Below are 22,460 nucleotides of genomic sequence, written 5' to 3'. Positions count from 1 at the left end.
CATGTGTTAGGCACGCCGCCAGCGTTCGTCCTGAGCCAGGATCAAACTCTCCATTGTATATAAAATTGTCGAGCGAAACCCACACTCAGCCTCTTGTTATGTGTCTCTCACTTGTCAAAAAGCCCCTTTTGCAAAGCCAATTATATCGACTCTGCATCCAATATTCTATTCATAAATAGCAAATAAATTTAACTTAAATTTTAATCTATTTCAAGACCTTTTAGAACAATTTATATAATCTTTTTATAATAACCTCAAATAACAATCCCAAATATAATTGAATTTTTTTTTCTAATCAATACAAGAAATAAACTCTATTATTTTAGCAAAAGCATTCGTCCAATCTTTTTTCTACCACCAGACCTTAGAACATAAATATAAATACCCGAATGCAAAACAGCATTATTGTTATCTCTACCATCCCATATTACACGGTACTCGCCAGGAAATAATTTTTCTCTAACAAGGTTTCTTACAATTTGCCCTCTGATGTTATAAATATCCAGACTACAAAAACGTTCTTCACCAATGCTGAAAACAATTGTGGTCACACTATTAAAGGGATTTGGATAATTACCTAATAGCCTGAATTCCAATGGAATACTTCTCTCCTCCAAATTTTCGGTGCTTTTTACAATAATTAGTGCATTTCTACAGCTGCTTTCTGTTATACTATATCCTTCTGTGGAAATAACAAACCATTTTACAAATAAGCTATCATTAACAAATAAGAATTCATTAAATAAATTTTTATCCACTTCAATAAAATTTGTATCCAGAATGCTTTGAAATATTGTATCCCTATAAGAGGTATCGGTAATAAAAAATTCATACCCGATCGTTTTACCTTCTGGATCTAATGATTTCTGCCAACTAAAAGTTAGTGTAGTATCCTCACTATTTAGATAAATCAATTGCCCATCATCAGGCTCAATTAAAGAAAAAGCGGTAGGTGGTAAATTAACATTCTTCACAAGCACACAATTTTGTTCAGATGAAAATGATGCGTTGAAATCATCCGTTGCTATCACTCTCCATTTTAAAATTAATGTATCCCAATCTGCATTAAACAGTTCAATTATTTTAGATGTAGTCAAAATATAAAATGTATCAGCTACTACGGTATTATGTGATATATTATTCGAAGATTTAAAACTTATAATATATTTTACAGTATCACTATCAGTATCAATAACCCGTGACCAGCTAAATAGAAGTCTATCATTTACACTATTAACAAATATAGTATCCTCACTGGGCAGGCGCAGGATAGGTACTGACGGAGGACCATTTTGACTTAGTAGAAAGTTCATTATTCTTTTCATTAAATCTTCGGCACTCAAATAATCAATCGATGGTTGATACAGATCCATTATTGAAAAATCGGCTAGAACAAATCGATAATCTCCGATATATCTCATAATACCACCGTAATCTGTCCCGGGAAACCTAAAGCATATCTGAGAGGCAGGATCACTATCCACAGAAAAACGATCATTATACTGACTTTTGTTTAAAATCCACAACTGATCATTATGTGATTGACCTACAGGATCATAATCTACTCCTATTAACCTGCTTGAATTTAAGGTATCTATATATCTACAATGAAATACATCTGGATAATAAGGTATTGAATCTTTAATTCCTTTTAGAAAATTATTCCCTGTAATGAATAATCTACCACCATTATTCAGAAAATTTGCAATTGAATCAAACTGTACTTTACTCATAGGTATATGATTGTCACCGGAAAACCAGATTATAAGTTTTCTTTTATAGAAAAATAGACTATCTATACCAATACATCTTAAATCTTTGTAATCATAAATAAAGCCAAGAGAATAAAGTATTCCTTTTAAACCAGAACCCTCTGAGTTCATACTATTATCGACAAGCAATATCTCCGGACAACCTATTTTTATAATTAAATTAAAATCTGCAACATCGTTACCATTCTCAACTACATGAAGTGTAAACTGAGCAGTTGGTTTATTGTAACTCTCTTCAATATGAAATGTAAAAGGTTGATTGTCATTTATTAATGAAGCATTAGAAGAAAAGTCACGAATTAATAATACACTATCGGATATTTCAATTCCATTCTCGTTTGTACGTAAGATCAACTGCAGGTTTGCATAATCCCTATCATAGTTAATAATCTTTACAATAATAGCCCCATCCTCTCCCGGTGATATATATCCATCCGATTCATTCCCAACATCAAAATAGAAGTACTTCTCCACAAACAGACCATAATCCGCCAATATAAGTGAGTAATTATATTCGAAGTCCACACCACTACGTGCTATGACTGAGGGTATAACCATGATATAATTCAGATCTTTCCAATCATGAATAAAAATCGAACCAGCACCATCATCAAGCTCTATAATATCGGACTGGAAATATGAATCGTCATAACTTTTTATAGTCGATATCGACCATCTAACAGTATTGTCACCATGGAAATTCACAATCAATTTCCTATCATTATCAGAATTATCAATGCGAATATAATTACAGCCAAGATGATCAGGTAAGTATTCCTCTGGTGAAAAATTGTCTACGCTAACGAAATCAGATGTAATATAATGCCTATTCTGAGTTGATGCGATAGGATACATGGAGGCTTCTTCATAATGAGGCAGATTAGTTTCATGTCTGATCCCCGTAAACCAGTTCCATACTACAAACTCTGAAAATGCCTGTTCAAGACTCGATCCATACTCCTTCAAAACATTATCTATTGCATGAAGTGCAGAGGTTTCGTCCACTTCCCATATTTGCCTGATTATATCTATCGAATCATATTTCTCAGATAAAAATTTGTTAAAAATACACGCTCCATATTGATGAATGTTATCTTTCTCGAATACGTCTAATGATAAATACGGATACTGTAAGAACCTACCAAGATAATGCACATAGTCATTTACTATATCATAGACAACATCTTCAATCCATGTTGATGTAGCCTCTTTATACCAGCTCTTTGTTATTTTATACATTAGCTGACACTCGTGATGAAACTCATGTGCTGCTGTAACCTTCATGATTCCAGCCTGATCTCCTTCCGGATCGGTCGTTTTTGGCGCGGGATTATAATCATTGTCCATATGAAGGCTATCCGGTCCCCACACATAGCCATATACCCCTGATAAGTTCTCAACGTAAACATCAAGTTTACCATTACTTCCAAGATCAGGTTCTATATAATTGAGGGTATCAATTTCAACTTTCCAGACATGATCAAAGTACTCAGCCATTTTTTCTATATAATCAGGCACACTATTTTCATTCTCATCAGTCATGGGTGTTGTGTCAGGTCCCGAAGTATAATAATGAATTAAAAACTTACCGCCAGGACTTTCAAATGAATCATCCCAGGAATAACCAGATGGCATAGTCACTTTTTTCAAAATAAAATTTCTGGTCTCCTCAGGAAGCAAATCCCAATTATTCTTTATTACCTCAATAATGGGGTTTCCACATTTCAGTGGTAATTCACCTTCAACTAGTAATTTCTTAGTCAATTTCTTTTTATTAAATACTAAATACGCGAGATTTACCAAATAACTTTGATAATCAATATGACCTGCTCTGTACGCTTTTTCAATCCTATCTATTGTGGTTTCTTTAACCTGTTTTGAGGAAGCAACATCGCTAAAAAGGACCAAACTCAGAAACGAGATAATTATTATTTCTTTACTGAAGCTTCTATATCTCATGTTTAAATTTATTCTAATTGCCTATTCTTTTATTTGGTAAAAATCACAAGACAGGTTTTTATAATTACTTTTATCTTATCAATAACATTTTCCTTGAATACACATTATTACCAATTTTCATAGTGTAAATATATACACCTGATGACATTGGTTTATCCATATTATCCTTACCATTCCAGACTACTATATAACAACCGGATTCTTTATACGAATTAACCAGATTTCTTACCAATCTTCCATTAATATCATAAACATTTAACAGAACATGACTATTACTGGGAATATAATATGAAATCTTTGTTGAAGGGTTAAACGGATTCGGATGATTTTGATTCAGTTTGTAATCTTTGACATTCCTATACTCATTATCTATATCCTGTTGATATGCACCAAACCAGAGAAGGGTATTATAGAGAAGAGTAGAATACTTTTCCGGATCTGAACAGAGATGAATTGGGAAAGCAAAAGTAACGGTTTTAAAATTTTCACCTTCTTTTCTAACAGCCATGCTTTTATTTGAAGATACTCCGTGAAAAATATCAAAAGCTTCAGAATTCGCTACTATAAAATCGCCCCAGTTAGCCCAATCTGGATCTGGCATTTCATAATCAATCGGTCCGTAATAGTTTGAACCAGAGAAATCGCCAGAAATTACATCATCGTTCACACCTTTCATTCTATTATCAGCAGATCCACCATTTTCAACATTGTTATCATCATCAGGATCACTCTCATACCTATCTATACCAAGATAATCATAAGCAAAATCACCCTGTTGAAAATATTCCTGTCCCTCCAGACCCCATGCGAATAGATAATCCATATCAGAAAGCAATAAACTACCTCCATTATCAAGGAATTTTTTTATTCCATAGACATCCTGGGTTTCCACATCAGTTATCGGAATTATATCGGTTCCCCATCCAAAGACCATCAAAGCTTTAAACCCGGAATAATTTATAACTGTACTGTCAATACCGTTATGTTGGTTCATATCCCAGAAAAAATATGCCTGTCCAATATTCACTATACCTCTAAGAAATTCCCAGTACGTTTCACCACCATTATTATTAACTACCAAAAGTGGGGCATTCTCAGGTGGTACTACATTTACAATTGACATAATATTTGAATATCCAGTGTAATCTGACTCGTCAGTCGCCTCAACGTAGTAATATACGGTATCACCCTCCTCTATATTAAGTGTTGCTTCAAAATTATTATTCCCAACATCTTTCATTGTAACAGATTGATACTGACCATTAATTCCTGTCTTATACACAAGTTCTGCTGTAAATGTCTCTCCCTCAATTTCAACAATTTTTGCTTTCACTTTTTTCTGGCTCGCAAAGGTGTCGGAAAACCTTGACACATCAGAAATTATCGGAGGAAGATGCTCATATTCCACCTCAATCTGCATTATATGAGAAAGCCACAGGTTATTGTCATTTGCATTTACGATACTATACCAGCAGCCGTAGTTATTAGGGCAAAATGCATGTAAAGTGGAAAAACTCCTACATGCTCCTTCAAAATCGGAATCATGATAATAGCCATCCTGCCAGATTTTCGGATTCCCTGTTTTATCCAAAGAATATCCAACCCAGAAATCCAGACTATCCCCTTCAAGATAAATACCACTTCCAAAATTCGCCTTGATATCAAAAACATTCCATATCGGTGTCCACTCTCCATTTGTAAATTGTTCATCAGGGTTTTTAGCTTCACAAAAAAATGGTACTGAATATGGAAGCAAAGAATTTGATTCAGGATCATCCGGGAACACATATCTTCCTTCATCCCAATCTATCGCAGGAGCAAACATATTAAAATTTGCCGTTCCTGATGAAACATTTTGCATCATTATTTTTGTTACTGTCCCAGGTGCGAGAAGAGAAAACCAATTTATGCAGGTATCAGCAGGATCACTTCCTGTTCCTTGATAACCGGCTAAATATTCATCATAAACATCAGGAGATATCGGTGGGTTGTAATAGTAAATAGTATCCACTATTACCTGTTCTGAGGATTTATTCAACCTAGGTGCCAGCTTATGATACATCTCATTATATTTTAAAATCACTCTATTATTAGAGTAAGAGATTATTTTCACATCATGCCATTCTCGTGCAAAAAGGGAAAAATGAAAAAGAAAGCATGTTGTAATAAAAATAAGCAAATACTTCTTCATGATCTTAGCCTCCTAAAAATACTTTTAAAATTTCAACTTTACACCATATCTTTGAACTGGGGGGAGATATCTATGTGATTCAAAAGAATAGCCAAACCAGAATATTTTATCAAAAAATTTACCAAGATTAATTCCAGCTCCCCAATTGGCTCCCCGCATATTGCCTCCAAGGGAGGAATAATTCCGCCAACCACAAGACAAAGCTTTCAAATTTGAATGGGAAATATCAATATATAAAAAATCCGAAATACAATATTCAATTCCAAACAAAAAATTCTCCTTCTGATCAATACCATTAGTTATATCAAAGCATAAAGATATTTTGCTAAACCCGGAATTGTATATATCAGACGCAATTCCAAGGTGAAAACTCATAGGTAGTGGAGTAGAGGCTGATACCAGTTCATATTTGACATCCTCCTCCGCAAAGGGATTATCAGACTTTTTAGTATAACCGATCAATCCTTCACCCTTATATCGAAAATCTGGTCCATAATTCCTGATTGCAAATCCAATTCTAAGATTACCTAAAATTTTCATTTTATATAATGCTCCGAAATCAAAGCTAATAGTTGTTGCCGATACTTTAGCAAGATTGAGATTTAATAACTTTATTGTGATTCCGGCATTAAACTTATCGGTCATGGCTCTGGAGTAGGTCAAACCAAAGGCATAATCATTAGCAGTGAAAGTATGACCTGTACCTTCATCTTCAATTTCTGTTGTTTCCTCAATTTCTCCACTCAGGAGGGCAATAAAAGATATCCCCAGTGTATTATTCTCGAAAGGCTGAAGGAATGCGAAACTTGCATGCCTTACCCCTGCAAAATAATTGGCGTTATTAAACATCGCCATTCGGTATCCAACCGACATTATAGAGGATGGATTCCAGAAAATGGATTCAATGTTTCCATCGTATGCTGTAAAAGCCCCACCGAGACCTGCTATATGTACAGCGGGAAATATCTGTAAGAACTGGGCACCCGCACCCGCGTTAACAAAACTGATACTACAAAATCCTAATATGAGAAATATTGACAAAACTCTTTTACATTGAAATAGATTCCTTAAAATCATCCTATGGTCCCATAACTATAGCTATTTTCCCTACTTTGGCATAATCTTTTCCATTAATTCTGGCTTCTACCTGATAGATATACAAACCACTTGCTATTTTCAATCCATTAAAGTCTCTCAAATCCCATGAAAGGGTACCATATTCATCTCTGACTTCATTTTTATCAATTACACCATTCTTCTTAAGATGGGCAACCAGTGCTCCAGCTAAGTTAAAAATCCTGACGTGGACTGGATTATCTAATGTACCTTCCGGGAGATGCCTGAAATCTATATGCTGATTGTATCTGTCTCTATCCCATGCTGCTCTGATGTAATAGGGATTTGGCACCACTTTGATCTTATTCATATCGATATCTTCCACTTCAGTAAACATGTTATAAGTACTGAATAAAAATATATCGTCAGATGTTATCGGTTTTGAAGTAAAAACATATAGCGTATCATTTTCAGACGGTGGATCAAGGTAAATTGCTCCCGCGAGATTCGTATCTACTGGAACTAAAATAAGTTCAAAGGCAAAAGGATCCACCCGATTCTCACCTCTTAAGTACTCTGGTAAAACTCTAATAGTATTAATATTTAAACTATCATAAGGGGGTGTATGGTCATATCTCCATTTTATCAATTCATTATAAATAAATGCTCCATTAGGATTGAAACTGCGGCTTTCAAGCCCCAAAGTTACATTGTACACTTTCCATGGAACACGTTGATCCGGAACAGGAGAATTTTCCAGAGTAGCAATTGCGGATCGTGTGCCGGTATCGGGAAAAGTTACTATATAATCGTACGGCTCAATTTTTGAGATAGAACCAACTTTAATTCGATAGATATCAGATTGATCTGTGGACAGACTCCATGTCAATGAATCTATAGAAAGCTTTGGAGATTCAACTTTAAATATAAAACCGTGTTCGTCAAAGGTACTGTCTTCCTTTAATTCACCTACAATATATACCGGAGTATTATATTTTATCAAACTGGTTAAAGAATCAGCTTGCCACTCTTTAAGTCTAAGAGTAGTATAAGCGTATGTTACTTTAAAATCTGAGTCACTTGAAAAAATACTATTTTTACATACTAACTTTAAGGAACCATTTCCATAATGAACACTACCTGTAACCGTGTCATTTCCTACAATACCATATAAGAATCCTGATGAGTCATCTCTTATTTCACTACCGGCATATTTGATTACAACACTTCCTGGAACAATCGCAGTATTTGATATTTTACCTGTACAAATATTTGAATTACCACCTTTACCAACAATTTCATTTGATACCATATAATAAGGCAGGTCATCATCAATAATAATACCATAATCAGCTGATACGGAATTTGATTCAGGATTATTTCTAAAAAATAATACCCTGTACCTGTGTCCTTTCAATTTCCTTGAATCAGTAACGTTAACAATTAGCCTCCCGGTCGACTTACCTATATGGGTAACTTCTGATATACCAGGCTCTCCTACATAGTTTAGCGGTTGATGCTGTGGAACTACGGCAATCATATTCTGATAATAACTGCTTTCAATGGACGGAATATTTAAATGCGGATACCCCCTGTCAAAACTTGTCACACAATAATAATATGTCATACCATTAACTAATCCCTCATCAACATAGGTAAATTCAAGGTCAGTCTGGGAACCTATATCTTTTGCTCTGAAAGTTCTAACAGTAAAAATATCACCCTCTCGAGGTGATAGATACTGTAGTTGCTTTTCATCTTCTTCGACATCGATGAATGGTTCGCCTGTGTCATATTTTCCATTACCGTTTAAATCTTCAAAATATTCTCCATTATCCCATTTCCCGTTTCCAGCATTATCACCATCTCTATCGGTATAAAAGCCATTCGAAATTTTTATAAATATACCGTCAAAATAGATATAATAACACGACCTATATATATCGTCTGGTTGTTTACCGGTTACCTTATTCCCATTGTAATTACTATATATACAAAAGCCATATCCATTACTCAAAGCATTATAATTAAAAGGTACAAGTTGTCTATTTGTAACGTCATATATAATCATTTTCAATGTGTCTTTATTCACACCATCAACAATAATCTGAGTTTTAACAAATTCTATTGTATAAATTGCTTCTTTAAATCTTTTATAAAGAAGACTTTGTAACTCTTCATCACTCTGCTCTCCCGGCTCCAGACTCTGCAAATCCTTTCTGCCAATTAATCCCTCATATGTTGCTATAACGTTTGAACTACCTTTTGTATATTCAATTGTTGCCATATTTTCTGTACTATCCCCAGCAATATCATATTCTTTTAAAAGTTCCCAATCATCCTGCAAACCTGTCTTACTCCGATTAACTCTGAAACCTTCAAAATCTGCCTCACCTGTATACGGATCGATAGCGTTCAAAGGTTCTTTACCCCAGGATAAATATACCTTATGGTGACCTGGAATTGCCGTTAGTGATGGAGATGGTGGCGGCTCTGGACCAATAAAGCCTGTCTTGTATTTTCTCACAGCTAATTCTGCATTAGATTTCAATTCCGATAGAGAGGCTCCAGCTACAATTGCAATAGTTACGCTTACCTCTTCCCCTGGTTCGAGCCTTTTAATGGGACCTGAGCAGGCAAGCTGTCTCACATCCTGCGGATTTTCATATGTCTCAAAACTATCTACCATTGCAAGTTCCACATATTTTAGATGATCAGTCCCTTCATCGTCCACATCACCAGGAAATCCCTCACTCACACCCAGATCAGACCGTATCCATGTATGAAAACCCGTTAACCCAATTTCTTTTTCTTCTCCATTAATGGTATCCGTTGGTGTTTCAACAAAAATAGTTCCGATATATCCGGCAGAGCTCTGCCATCCTGATTCAATCAAATCATAGTCGTAAGAATAACCAATGTTCAGGTTTTTATCAAAGCCTATCATATCATCGTCAGCATATCCAATATCATTGTCCATAAAATATCCTACGAAAACAGAATCAAGTGGGAATGGATTCATGTTTTTTATTTTATAATTTATGTATATAAAATCATCCATATTCCATGAATAAGTTCGTTGTACGACTTGGATTCCAACTGGACGTAAATCGTAACCCATCGTCCAGAGAAAAGATCCGTATTTCTCATTTATATAATCACCAAAAACTGTATATGTATCCTCATCAGAAACAATATCCCCGATAATATTTCCATTTCTATCAAACCTGAAAGGATCAAGTAAGATCAAATCTGGATCGAGACTTGGATTACTTTCAAGAACCTTTATTCTTTTTTTATTTATTTCTACATAATCTAGTCTGAATATAGTATCTTTCTCTTCCATACCATAATAATCACCTTCTTTTGGGATAAAAAAAGCCCAGACATCTTGATAATCCTCAATATTTTTATTTTTTTGGCCAAAAAGATACTTCCCTTTATATACAGCATTTTTACCGTCAGTCTCTCCATTAATCAACTGGTTTGACTGCCAGAGGCGAGAAATTGCGCTTAAATCAGAATAATAGGCACATGCTGCCACTCTGACATTTGAAAATGTTCGTCTTTTACCATTAATTAATACCGTTACGCTTTTATCATCAGCTGTATTAAAGTGTTCGGATTTTGCACCAACCCAGAGACCTGCTGCCCAGACATAAAACTGGTTTGTTCCTCTTGGAAACTCACCGGTTCTCCCGTTTCCAAGTCCATATCCAGTAGGCCACAAACCATTATAGAAGCTCCAGCCTGGGGGCGGTTCAAAAAGTCCACTTTGTCCGGCATTGCTTATGGTATATTTAGTTAAATATCCAGCCCCAATCCATGATATCATAACATCAGGAGCTTTAAGTAAAAAGGATTTTAATAATATATTATTTTTGGGGAAATTATTAATATCCTTCAGTCTACCGAATAGACCATTTACATAACAAATTATTGAAAAAAATATAATATAGAAAAATAATCTTCTCATTCAGACCACTTTAAAATTTAAAATTGAAAAGAAATCCCAAATCTTACAATTCTTGGTATACCATAATTGCCTGGTACATTATAGTACTGTTTCCGCAGTTTCATATGTATTTCATAGGCTTCTTCCGCCGAGTCTACAATATTATCGGGATTTGTCGGATCAACTTCACCGATATATCTTGAATATCTTGTCTTTTCAAATACAGGTGATCTACCAGGATCATCCGGAAGTCCACTATATGGATAAACCATTACAATATTTCTTTTATTAAAAAGATTCCTTATATCAACGTATACGCTCAAAAACAACCTATTATTTATTCTTATATATTTTTCAGCTCGCAAATCTATTCTCATAATTGAAGGCATTCTTTTTGATCCCGGTTCCATCGGTTTACTGTGAATATCCTCAGGCGTATATGGTGCTCCCGAATTGATATTTATCTGGGTGTTAATATTAACATCCTGGAACATATTGATAAGAATATTTTTTGTTTTTTTAATCATAGGAATATAAAAATTTAAATTTGTTTTGAAAGAGTGCGTGACATCAAATTCAAGTGGATACTCTTTTACAGGAAGAGGTCTTTCAGGCTGATCAATATAAAGGTAGTAAAATTCACGATTTGAGGAACCTGTACCCTTAGCATCCAGATATGAGTAGGTAATCTCACCATTTATCAAGGGCAATCCAATCTTCAATCTAAAATCAACTCCTTTGATCTTAGCAAAATCTTCAGACTCCTGAAAGGTAACAGTTGCAACCTGTCCATTAAAAATTGTATTGTAAGTACGGGTTGCTAAAAGATTCTCAACGTCTTTATAATAGGCAGAAATTTCAAAGCCCAGCATCTGAGAAAATCCGTGCTTCAGTCCTATCTCATAAGCTATTGTATGCTCTGGTTCAATATCAGGATTGCCTACCAGAGGATACCCACTGGTAAGATCAGTATAAATATTCTGGTATATCTCTCCATATTCTGGTATCATAAAAAAGTGTCCGTAATTTGCATACATGGCAGATTTATCCGAAACGGCAAAACTTACTCCAAATCTCGGGCTCAATTGATGCTTTGGTCGTGCCTTTCTATAATCGACTATTCCGTCACCCTCAGTCCCCGATGGATTATTACTAGGATCATAATTATCATTGTTTGGATCAGGATTTAATAAAGGATCATACCCAGGCTCATTTTCATCCTCAAGGCCATCCTTCCCCGGATCAAAATTATCAGGATTCCATAATGCCTTCGCATGGGAATGAAAATAATCATATCTAAAACCCAGATGTATAATCAAATCTTCATATTCAAATTTATTTTCAATCCAACCCGCCGCTACTGTTGGCTCATAATGATAGGAATCAAAGTATGGCTTCGGATTTGCAAATTGGATATCATAATAGTTCAGGTAGCTCTGCTGAAATTTCCACCCGAATTTGACCTCATTGTAAATATTAACCTGTGACATTAAGTGAAACTCACATGCTATATGGCTGGTATTTTGATTATGAAACCAGGGCCGACCAGGTCCATAAGTAAAAAGATTGAATATGTCTTTATCCCAATACCACCCATTATGCAGATCCCCATTATAACCCCATAAATCATAAACCTCCTGAGAATCTGGTGATAGAAATAGGTATGCAGAATATTCATTCCTGTCGAAAAACTTTACCTTTACTGTAGAATCTGCAGGATCATACCACATTGAACTGGGATTTAAATCCTTTGGTATATACCAATAAGATGTATCATGCCATCTCTGGTTCATTGCTTCAGCCTCAGCTTCCGGGCTTATCCATTTCCCTGTAAATGGGTCATAGTAATTTTTTTGGGCATAGTAATAGTAAAAGGCCTGATCTTCAAAGCTTAAGCTTATTAGAGGAGTGCCATCTGGAGAAACCAGAGAGGAGTCATATATTAATAAATTCCCATCCGCACCAATTAAAGGTTCCCATTTTCTACTCCTCGGGTCATACCATCTATTCTCGTATGCATAATTCACCCAATCAAGACGAGTGGATATGTATTTAAAATCATTATAATCTTTTCCCTCACCAGATGACCACCTGCGGTATGTATTATAATAGAATGCAAAAAACTCCCATGCAGTATTCTTTGATATATTACTTTGATATTTAAAGCTGAGTCTTCTGTGACCCCTTTCTCCTTTGTAATAATCCCTCAACCAATCTCCCTCTGAAATACTATGATTATAGTAATAGTACTCATCATCGTTAAAACTACCTCCTATAGTTATCTTATCAGGCGAATTCTTTTTCTTATAGACTAATTTTATTGTAGCAGATGGTGATTTTATACTGCTGTGCTTTTGATGTATGGGGCGAGGGATTCGTTCTCTTGTATTTTCGTAAGAAGATGAAATAAAATAAGTTAAAATTTCTTTTGTAAATGGTATAGGTCCACTGATATTGAACCTGTATTTGTTATAACCATAATCCAGATCTTCATTAATACCTGTAGACGGTCTGTCGGACTCAATTTCAAGTAAACCTGAAATCCTATCTCTTTCTCCTTCCTTAGTTATAATGCTTACAGCACCAGACATAGCCTCACCATATTCGGCAGAAAAACCACCTGAACTAATCACAATCTGTTCTATTGCCGAATTATCCAGATTAATACCTATACTTCTATCAACTGGATCATTTGTATTAATTCCGTCAACATATACAGCAACCTCCCCTGTTCTGCCACCTCTTATATGTAATCCTCTCGATCTACCAGCTTCTATCTCAATAGCACCTGCAGAATTTGCTATAACTTCCGTAAAATCAGTAACTGGCATTCTTTTTATCTTTTCCCCCTCTATCTCAGTTTGTATTTTGGGCAACCTGACTGAAACAATACTTCTTCTTGCCTCTGCAACAACCTCAACTACTTTCCCCTCAATGGGAGACATCTTCAGATAGAAATTAATGACTTTTGTCTCTCCTGGGAATACCGTCACACCCTTTAAAACTTCAGAACTATATCCTATATAAGATACTTTAATATCATATGTCCCTGCTGGCACATTAGGTACTAAAAATTCACCATTCTCATTTGTAGCAGCACCTTTCCCCAGAGTTACTGGTAAGATAATTACATCAGCACCAATGAGCGGTTTACCGCTTTCGCTATCTCTCACAAATCCTCGGATTTTACCGGATATCTTATCGGATTGTGGATACAGGCAAATACTCGATAGAATAAATATGAAAAGATATCTAAAACAGAATCTGATCATACATTCAAAAGTTATTATAACAACTGTAATTTATAAAGAAATAATATAAAAAAAGGGGGACATTATCGCCCCCCCTTTTTTAATCAACTGTAAAAATTCAATATTTACAATTCAATTGTTATGCAAAACGAACTATTTCCATTAAAATACTTTGTCGAACGATAAGCATAATCTATTGAGAAATTAACTCCTTGAATACTATACGTTAGACTACCACCATATGAAATACCTTCATATATACTTTTTCCTATATCTGGATTATCAGGATCATACAGTATCATATCATATCCACATCTGATACTTAACATGTCAAATAAACTAATTTCAGCACCATATCTCAACTCGTCATTCTGAAAATTATTCTGCTGAAAAACACCACTAACAAGTAAACTGGAAGTTCCCATTTTCATTAAATAACTTAAACCAATGTCAACACTGGCTGGAAGGTGAGCTTCCATTGTTGGAATATTTAAATATTGGGTATATGATTCACTCTCCTGCCTGGCTTTTTTCAATAAGCCAGCTCCTTCATATTTCAAATTTCTTATGCTGATATTTTTCATTGCGATTCCAAAACCGAGCCCTTTTATTCTCAATAAATCTTTATACTGCAATCCAGCATCAAAAGCTGTAACAGAGGCACTCGCCCTTGGGATACTTTCTGAAACAATCTTTCCGGATATACCAAAATTAATTCTATCCGTAAACTTTCTTCCATATGTCAAACTTACGGTTGAAAAGTTTGGAGAATATGTCGCACCGGTACCATCCATATTTTTTTCAGTAGTTACCAAAATTTCACCAAAATCAAAGGTTTTTACACTTACACCCAAGACACCTTTTGTCCCCATTTTTACACCAACAGCGAAATAGCTAACTTTTATATCCGCTATTAAATTCTGCATTGAAAACAAACCAGAAGCTCTCATATCCAAATCACCAAGTCCTGCTGGATTCCAATATACAGCATCCAGAGGTTGAGTATATACTATATCTGCTCCAGCAAAACCGATGTTCCTTCCTCCTATCGGAACCTGCAATTGTGTCGCACCAGCTGTTCCAACACGAGATGCATCTCCAGCATATAGAATGTTTACAATTAATATTAACGTGGTTATGGTTAAAAATATGTTAATTGTTTTTTTATTCATTTTATCACCTCCTACATTATCCAATTAATAATATTCCAGAATTTGCTCACTCTGTATTATAAAGAATTTCAGAATCTTGTGTTTATTGAGATCAGGTAAATCAATATAAGCAATATATAATCCGCTTGCTACTGGTAGACCCTTTTCATTCTTAAGATCCCATCTTAAGAATTGGCTGCTTGGATCATTCTTTTCCAATTTCCTGACTTCAATTCCTGATAACGTAAATATCCTAATAGTCGCTTTTGCAGGTAGATGGGTAAAGGTCACATAATTATCGTACATATTATCAGACAGGGCATTATATGCATAATATGGGTTCGGGAATACATTAATCTTCTCAACAGCTTTCTTTGCAGAATCTATGTTACTAAGAACCGGCGCTGTTGTGCTAAATCTCAATACATCTTTACCTATCTGTATTGGATTATCGTATTGAATTACCACTCTATCCCCTTCATTCCAGTCGCAATTCCAGAAGACAAGATTCCATGTAAGATACTGACAATCACTACCTCCAGCATCTGGATCAACATCGGCTGGTGCGGAAATAGTCTGATCATATGGTTTATCAAGGATAAAACAATACATTCTGTCACTGGGATTAAAAGCATAAAAGTCACCGCCATTGGCTGGATTTTGGATACGATCATAAATAACAATGGATATCTGGCGATTATCATCTACATTCCATACTTCAAAAGGTATTCTAATAAGAAATGGCTCATCACTCCCTGGATTTGGATTCAACGGATGATCTACAAGGCTGTAATTTCTCGCTCCAACAATCGTAGCAAGTGAACCAGTTCCATCCTTAATAGGATGAATGGTAACATCAACTCCATTTACTTTTACTGTATATGGTTCATCATATACACCAGTAAATCTCAACTCAATATCCTTTTGTAAAATATCCATATCCGTAGTTCCACACCCCCATACATCAGGATCAGCAGCATAAGCCGTAGATGCCCAGCCATAGGGGTGTAAGTAACTTGTAATTATAAACGGCTTCCCATGTTGGTCATAATTAAGCCACGCCACAGCTCTATCCATTGAAAACACATCTTCCTCTCCCTCAGGATTTATATGAGCATACTTTGTAAAGTCTATTGGAGCTTTATAGCTACCATAAATTTTAATCTGTATTCCATCTACCTGAGCTACTTCTCCAAAACCAACCTCTTCATCTGTTAACCAATCAATGCCATTAACAACTCTTTGATCAGACAGAACAATCTCATTTGTTGTTAAATCTTTTACACTCCAAACATTGGCAGTTTTAAGGGCATAGGTTAATGAATCTATTATACATGTACCCTCTGCATTCCTAACAACCGCATCCAGTATGCCGTATTGCTCACATATATCATGATTTTCTGGATCAGAACAGAACAAAGTTGCCCATCCATCGTCATAAACAACATAGTCTACACTTATTGGTAGAGCAGTAGCATCTATATTTACAGTCATAACTTCACCACCTGAAAAAACTCCTGCTCCTGATAAATCATCTGGACTCTTTATTTCCCTTCCAAATAAAACAATGTTAGAATCAGAATCTATTATTGCAGTAATATCACCCTCACAGCTTGCACTATTAATTTCAATGCCTTCTGGAAAGCGTAATTTCACACCTTCTGCATAATTATAATCAGGTGATACCAAATCCAGAATAAATTTTAAATCATAAGTTCCACCTCTTTCACCATATAATGCATATCCAGTAATAGTCGATGGAGAAACATCTTTTGCTAATCTCTTCCCGGTAGTTTGTACTTTTTTCCACTGTCCATCAACATCTAAAAAGAATGCAGCCTGATGGAAGTAAATCTCGTAATTATGACCTGTCAATTTATATGGGTCCACTACAATATATTCAGCACTCATGTCAGCAGTTCCCTGAACATGTTCTATTTCATAGGAGTTCCCATATTTATCTTGTGGAACATCTCCTGGCTTTGGTTCTTGAACTGTTACAGCCAAAACAGTCAAAGGTGACTCAATAGCCTTATCCTGTATCAATTCAGGTTCTGGATTGTAATTGTATGCAGTTACTGCAAAATAATATGTATTTCCTTCATAAAGCGGAATTGAATTTATGTAATCTTTATCAATAACGATATGTCTCTGAACACCACGATCTGTACCGTATTGCACAGGGACCTCAACTTCCTGACCAAATTCGGGTAGAAAACGTATCCCCATTATTGTTTTGACGCCGTTAACCTTATCAAAAGTAGCAATGCGTACAGCCTCATCTTTAGTGGCGCTCCTACTTGGCAATTGATAAACATTGTATCCTTCAAATTCATAACCAGCAATTACAGTTTCTTCAGTTGCTTTAACGGCATCATGATCAAAACCCCAATCGAGCACAATCTCATTTTCAAAGGTAATGACATTAACATTTGGTGGAGATGGTGCTTTCGGAATACCTTCAAAAGCCTCATCATATAATTTTTGGGCGATAAGATCCGTTTGCTTCATATCTGTAACTGAAGATAGTCTCGAATCTCCACTTCCTCCAATAATAGCAACAACAATATCCTGTGTATCATCAGGCGCAAATGTAAAAGGTCCAGAACACAATGCCATTCTTCTATCGCCAGGAGGGAAATTTTTACCTGTACCATCGACATCACCTTCTCCTGTCACAGGGTCTCCAGCCAACGGAAATTTGGTCGTACCCTGATTTGGGTCATTCCCAACATACCACGGCTCCGGTTTGTCTATATCCTCAAAAGGTTTATAACCTCTTAACATATTATACCATTGTAAGGTTCCAGTATAATCACCAAGTTCAGGATCATTAATATCAGAACCAGCAGAGAACCATGCAAAAGTAGTCATTGGAATGTTTATATAACCGGGTCTTTTCTTAAAATCAAATAACCCATAATCTTGGGCATCATCTACACCATTTCTATTTAAATCCTGACCAGAAATGCCTTCTACCAGCGGTCCCTGGAAAAAATCATACCCGATCGCGGATGGAGCAAGACCAAAGGCTGCAAATTGATTGTCTGTTTCATATCCATTGTATGCAAAACCAAGCCCAAGTACAGTATCGCACCCCAAAAGGTCATCACCAGCATCACCTACATCTGGATCGCACCACTGGGCTACATAACAGTTTTCTATCGTCTCTCCAGACTTATTAATTACTCTGTACCTTTTAAAAATTATTTGTCCCAATCTTGCCCCGGGTTGTGCATATGCCCATGCAGTAACCTGTATTTCCAGTCCTATTGGATCTGACCCATATAGAGCATTAGCAGCTGATTTATCCATATCATTACATACAAACCATACAACCTGATCTGCATTAGCAATCCCGGGTTCGTCAACATCCGAGCCATCCCATACACCATTGCCATTTTTATCAATGAACGGTGCCCCGAGATCACCAGGCCAATTTTCCCAATCTTCAGCATACTGCTCCATTATGGCTTTTGTCATATCCTCTGTTACATCTTTAGGATCTATCATATTTAATTCTGCTGCATCCTGAACTAACTGACTATGGGTTAACGTCTTATAATCAGGTCGAATTCTCCATATTTTTACTCTTTCATCATCCCTACTTACTGGCCCAGATTCAGTAATCCAACCTGCCACTGTTCCTGTAACGTATGTCTGACCTACCACTCTGGGAGAACCATCAACAAGGCCACCGATTATAAATCCATCTTCAAAAATCACACCTGCAGTACCCCGAGGATAAATTCCTCCAGACGTCCCATCTGGCTTAATGCCGGACTTACCATCATAATACATCCAGTAGCTCCAGTTACTAATATTTGACAATGTCCTTGTTACCTTTGTCAATAGTATTTTTGATAAATAGTTCTCATACAAATTGGTATTCTTATTTGCGGGCTTTGCATATATCGCTACTGTCAATATCGATATTATCAACAATATTGTAAATATTTTGCCCATTTTTTTCATATCACTACCTCCTATATTTTATAATAAAATTATAAAGTTATCTTAACACCAAAATGAATTTGTCTTGGTGAACCATATAACTGTGCTCCTACCCTATCCCAATATGCCTGTCCATTTCCCAGATTAATTATTCTATACATCTCTACATATCTATCGCCACCATAGGCATTTATAGTTGCCTGAGACCTGACTGGATCACTTAAGAAACCATCATCATCAGGCGTACCTGTATTCCAAAATACATTTATCACATTTTTTCTATTTGTTAAGTTATTGACTATTACATAGAATGTTGCTTCGATTCCCCCTAATCTAACCGTTTTATCAATTCTTAAGTCAGTAAAAAATGTCCATGGAGTAACTGATGAATTAATTGGCTCCAATGGCCACCTATCTCTTGTATCAAGCATGTAGTCAACACCTGCAACGTATGGGTCAACCTGTCCGCCAGCGGGAACTGTTACAAATGTATATGGATGACCACTTGAAAACTGGAATAGTAAATTTATTCCTAAACCTGAAAGTAGTGGTCCTCCTTCGCCAACTTTGAATCTGTAATCTAGGTTAATTGAACCTGTATGTCTTTGAGAATATTCTAATGGTCTTACTATAGTGGGCATCTGTGAGTTAAAATACAAGGCACCATGAGCCGATGTACTGGTAGATTGAGTTCCCTCAGCATCAGTATAAGTATAATGTATTTGAGCTAGTATATGATTCCATCTTCTGAGGTTAAATCTTACTTCTAGACCTTTATGTGTTGCAAAATCACCATTTACGAGTCGGTCGTAATATGTTGTCAAAGTCGATACCGGAGTTGATGGAAGTTGCTTTACTACCTGCACTAAACCTTTTACATTTTTGTAAAAACCTGTGATATCAATGCTTGCAACTCCACCAAGTGCCTGTCTGAAACCAATCTCATAAGATGTAGTTTTTATTGGATCAAGACCAAATCCTATTGGATTAATATAATAATAACCACCTTGAACTATTTGACGACCAAAAGTATAGGTGCTAAAATACATATTTTGAAAACTTGGCATCTGATAGAATTTACCATATTGGGCATAGAAAACAGTTGCTTCAGTAACTGGGAAAGATACACCAATTCTAGGGCTTATCAACACCACAGGATCTTTCTTTTTCCACGCTGTATCAGCCAGCATAACTGCTGTTTTTATGACTGCTGGACTTGCAGGATCTATTAGTTCCTTATCATCAGTATCAAAATAATCCATTCGGACACCTGCATTTATTATAATATCATCATACTCCATTTTATCATTTACATAGAAAGCAAGTTCGACAGGTTTTCTCGGACCATCCACGTAACCAAGTAAGGTATCTCCACCAGACGTATAATAATACTTTTTATCATTTATTTCATTTCCATAAATATCATATCCATATGCATCCACATATCCACTTTGGATCCATACATTTACAGGGACTTTTTCAATACTTCCATAAGTCTCGAAACTATAAGTTCCAGGTTCAGCAGTATATATCATAACAGATGGGGCAATGTCGAAATACCTTACAGTCCATAATCGAGAATCTACACCCATCTTTATTTCATGATGTAGACCTATCTGCGTTACTAAATCTCCCGCAAATCCAATATATTGCTCATTCCTTTTGAAATAGAAGTCATTTGGCGTGCCATTTCTTTCAAATGGGAAACCATGTAAAACATAATCGTATTTAGGTCTCCATGCATTTCTGTATATAACCTCACCATCAGTGTATTCAGCTACTGCCGTGCTATCATACCATTTCTTCCAATCATGGTCAAACCAGCTATCGCCTCTTTCTCTGGAATGACTGAACCTGGAAGCTCTAAATTCTATATAGGAATTTTTCTTTAAAACCTTAGTAGCCTTTAAAGTTAATAGTAAAGAATTTAAATCATTATAAGGAACACGGTCATTTAAAACATCTAACATAACTCTATTACCATCTTCTACATCATACCTTCTATCTGTATATGCAAAACCAAGATTCAACTTTATAGGTAAATCAAAAGTTAAAGTACCGTTTAATGTCAACCTTTTATCTTTCTGATGTGGTGTAAAACCATTGGGATACTCAACGGTAACAGTATCTCTCTGGTCTTTAGGTGTCTGTGGATTCATATCCACTAAATTTTCGAATTTAAATCCTTTTGAAAATCTTACTGCCCTGTCTGCAAGGTCTACATACTCACCACCCAAGAAAAACTTGATATTATTAGAAAGAAGGGGACCACCTACAGTAAAAATCCCTCGCTTATGTCCATAAGTATATGTATTTAATAATTTCTTCCCTTCTTCAGGATCACTAAAACCATCTGTTCTCAGATCAACCATAGCCTGAAATTTTTGTGGGCCACTTCTCAACTGCATTGATACAACACCAGAATTAGCTCCTCCAACATCCGCAGTATATCCTCCAGTTAATACTTGTAGTTCCTCCAATGCCTCTGGTATTACATATACAACCTGCTGATTTGTATTAGGATCAACAATAGGAACACCATTTAAGAAAAATTTTACTTCATCTTCTCTACCGCCTCTAATATGGATCTGACCATCCTGATATACTACACCAGCCATGGTTCCTATAATATTTGCTATATTTCTAATTGGTATATTCTCTAGCTCCTCCCCCGTTGCAATTGACATACTGTAGGTTGCGCTTTTTTGTACTAATGGTCTTTGTGCAGTGACAACAACTTCCTTAAATTCAAGGGTTGTTCTAGAAAGCTTAAAATTAATTTCTGTTGTCAGATTAGTTATCACTCTCACATCCTTCACAATCATTGTTTCATAACCAATAAAACTTGCCCTAAGTGAGTAGACTCCTGCTGGAACATCCAGAATGATGTAGTATCCATTTTCATCAGTAGCTGCACCAAGATTGTAACCCTCAATGATAATATTTACCCCTGGTAGAGGCTCCCCTGTTTCTTTATCTATTACCCTACCGGAAATTTTTCCAACTGAACCCGCAGGGTACAAAAACAGAGGAATCAATAGAATAATAAACACCCATAGAATTCTCTTATCCATTTCAACCTCCATTTATTTTTATAATTAAACTTCCCCCACACAAGTGTTATTTTAAATCCTAAAATTATTATTGTCAAATATTTTTTTTTATTAAATG

Annotated in this window: 8 protein-coding genes; all 8 read right to left on the bottom strand. The window is 35.7% G+C overall.

Features of this window, described 5'->3' with window-relative positions:
* Positions 1 to 317: 317 nt before the first annotated feature.
* The 8 genes from H0Z29_07330 to H0Z29_07295 all read right to left on the bottom strand — a co-directional run bounded on the left by H0Z29_07330 (position 318) and on the right by H0Z29_07295 (position 22,363).
* A complete protein-coding gene (locus H0Z29_07330; protein MBO8131311.1) occupies positions 318 to 3,731 on the bottom strand; it encodes a T9SS type A sorting domain-containing protein in 3,414 nt (1,137 codons plus the stop codon).
* A 70-nt stretch (positions 3,732 to 3,801) separates the two neighbouring features.
* On the bottom strand, positions 3,802 to 5,922 hold the full coding sequence (locus H0Z29_07325; protein ID MBO8131310.1) for a T9SS type A sorting domain-containing protein: 2,121 nt from the start codon (positions 5,920 to 5,922) through the stop codon (positions 3,802 to 3,804).
* Between the two features lie 24 nt (positions 5,923 to 5,946).
* Complete coding sequence (locus H0Z29_07320; protein MBO8131309.1) at positions 5,947 to 6,999, bottom strand: PorV/PorQ family protein; 1,053 nt, start codon at positions 6,997 to 6,999, stop codon at positions 5,947 to 5,949.
* A 1-nt stretch (position 7,000) separates the two neighbouring features.
* Entirely contained in the window at positions 7,001 to 10,954 is a 3,954-nt protein-coding gene (locus tag H0Z29_07315) for a hypothetical protein (GenBank protein ID MBO8131308.1), read from the bottom strand.
* A 17-nt stretch (positions 10,955 to 10,971) separates the two neighbouring features.
* Positions 10,972 to 14,106 (bottom strand): TonB-dependent receptor, encoded by a 3,135-nt coding sequence (locus H0Z29_07310; GenBank protein MBO8131307.1) that lies wholly within the window; start codon positions 14,104 to 14,106, stop codon positions 10,972 to 10,974.
* A 203-nt stretch (positions 14,107 to 14,309) separates the two neighbouring features.
* Complete coding sequence (locus H0Z29_07305; protein MBO8131306.1) at positions 14,310 to 15,356, bottom strand: PorV/PorQ family protein; 1,047 nt, start codon at positions 15,354 to 15,356, stop codon at positions 14,310 to 14,312.
* Positions 15,357 to 15,380: 24 nt separating this feature from the next.
* A complete protein-coding gene (locus H0Z29_07300) occupies positions 15,381 to 19,310 on the bottom strand; it encodes a hypothetical protein (protein ID MBO8131305.1) in 3,930 nt (1,309 codons plus the stop codon).
* A 29-nt stretch (positions 19,311 to 19,339) separates the two neighbouring features.
* Positions 19,340 to 22,363, bottom strand: a complete 3,024-nt coding sequence (locus H0Z29_07295) for a TonB-dependent receptor (protein MBO8131304.1) — start codon at positions 22,361 to 22,363, stop codon at positions 19,340 to 19,342.
* Between the last annotated feature and the right edge of the window lie 97 nt (positions 22,364 to 22,460).

This window comes from Candidatus Neomarinimicrobiota bacterium (assembly GCA_017656425.1).
GTDB lineage: Bacteria > Fidelibacterota > UBA2242 > UBA2242 > B5-G15 > JACDNV01.
The sequence above is the reverse complement of the archived record's forward strand: the minus strand, read 5'-3'. Positions and strand labels throughout refer to the sequence as shown.

Coding starts and splice junctions, on each gene's coding strand:
- H0Z29_07330 (MBO8131311.1), bottom strand. CDS start 3,731: ATGAGATATAGAAGCTTCAGTAAAGAAATAATAATTATCTCGTTTCTG.
- H0Z29_07325 (MBO8131310.1), bottom strand. CDS start 5,922: ATGAAGAAGTATTTGCTTATTTTTATTACAACATGCTTTCTTTTTCAT.
- H0Z29_07320 (MBO8131309.1), bottom strand. CDS start 6,999: ATGATTTTAAGGAATCTATTTCAATGTAAAAGAGTTTTGTCAATATTT.
- H0Z29_07315 (MBO8131308.1), bottom strand. CDS start 10,954: ATGAGAAGATTATTTTTCTATATTATATTTTTTTCAATAATTTGTTAT.
- H0Z29_07305 (MBO8131306.1), bottom strand. CDS start 15,356: ATGAATAAAAAAACAATTAACATATTTTTAACCATAACCACGTTAATA.
- H0Z29_07300 (MBO8131305.1), bottom strand. CDS start 19,310: ATGAAAAAAATGGGCAAAATATTTACAATATTGTTGATAATATCGATA.
- H0Z29_07295 (MBO8131304.1), bottom strand. CDS start 22,363: ATGGATAAGAGAATTCTATGGGTGTTTATTATTCTATTGATTCCTCTG.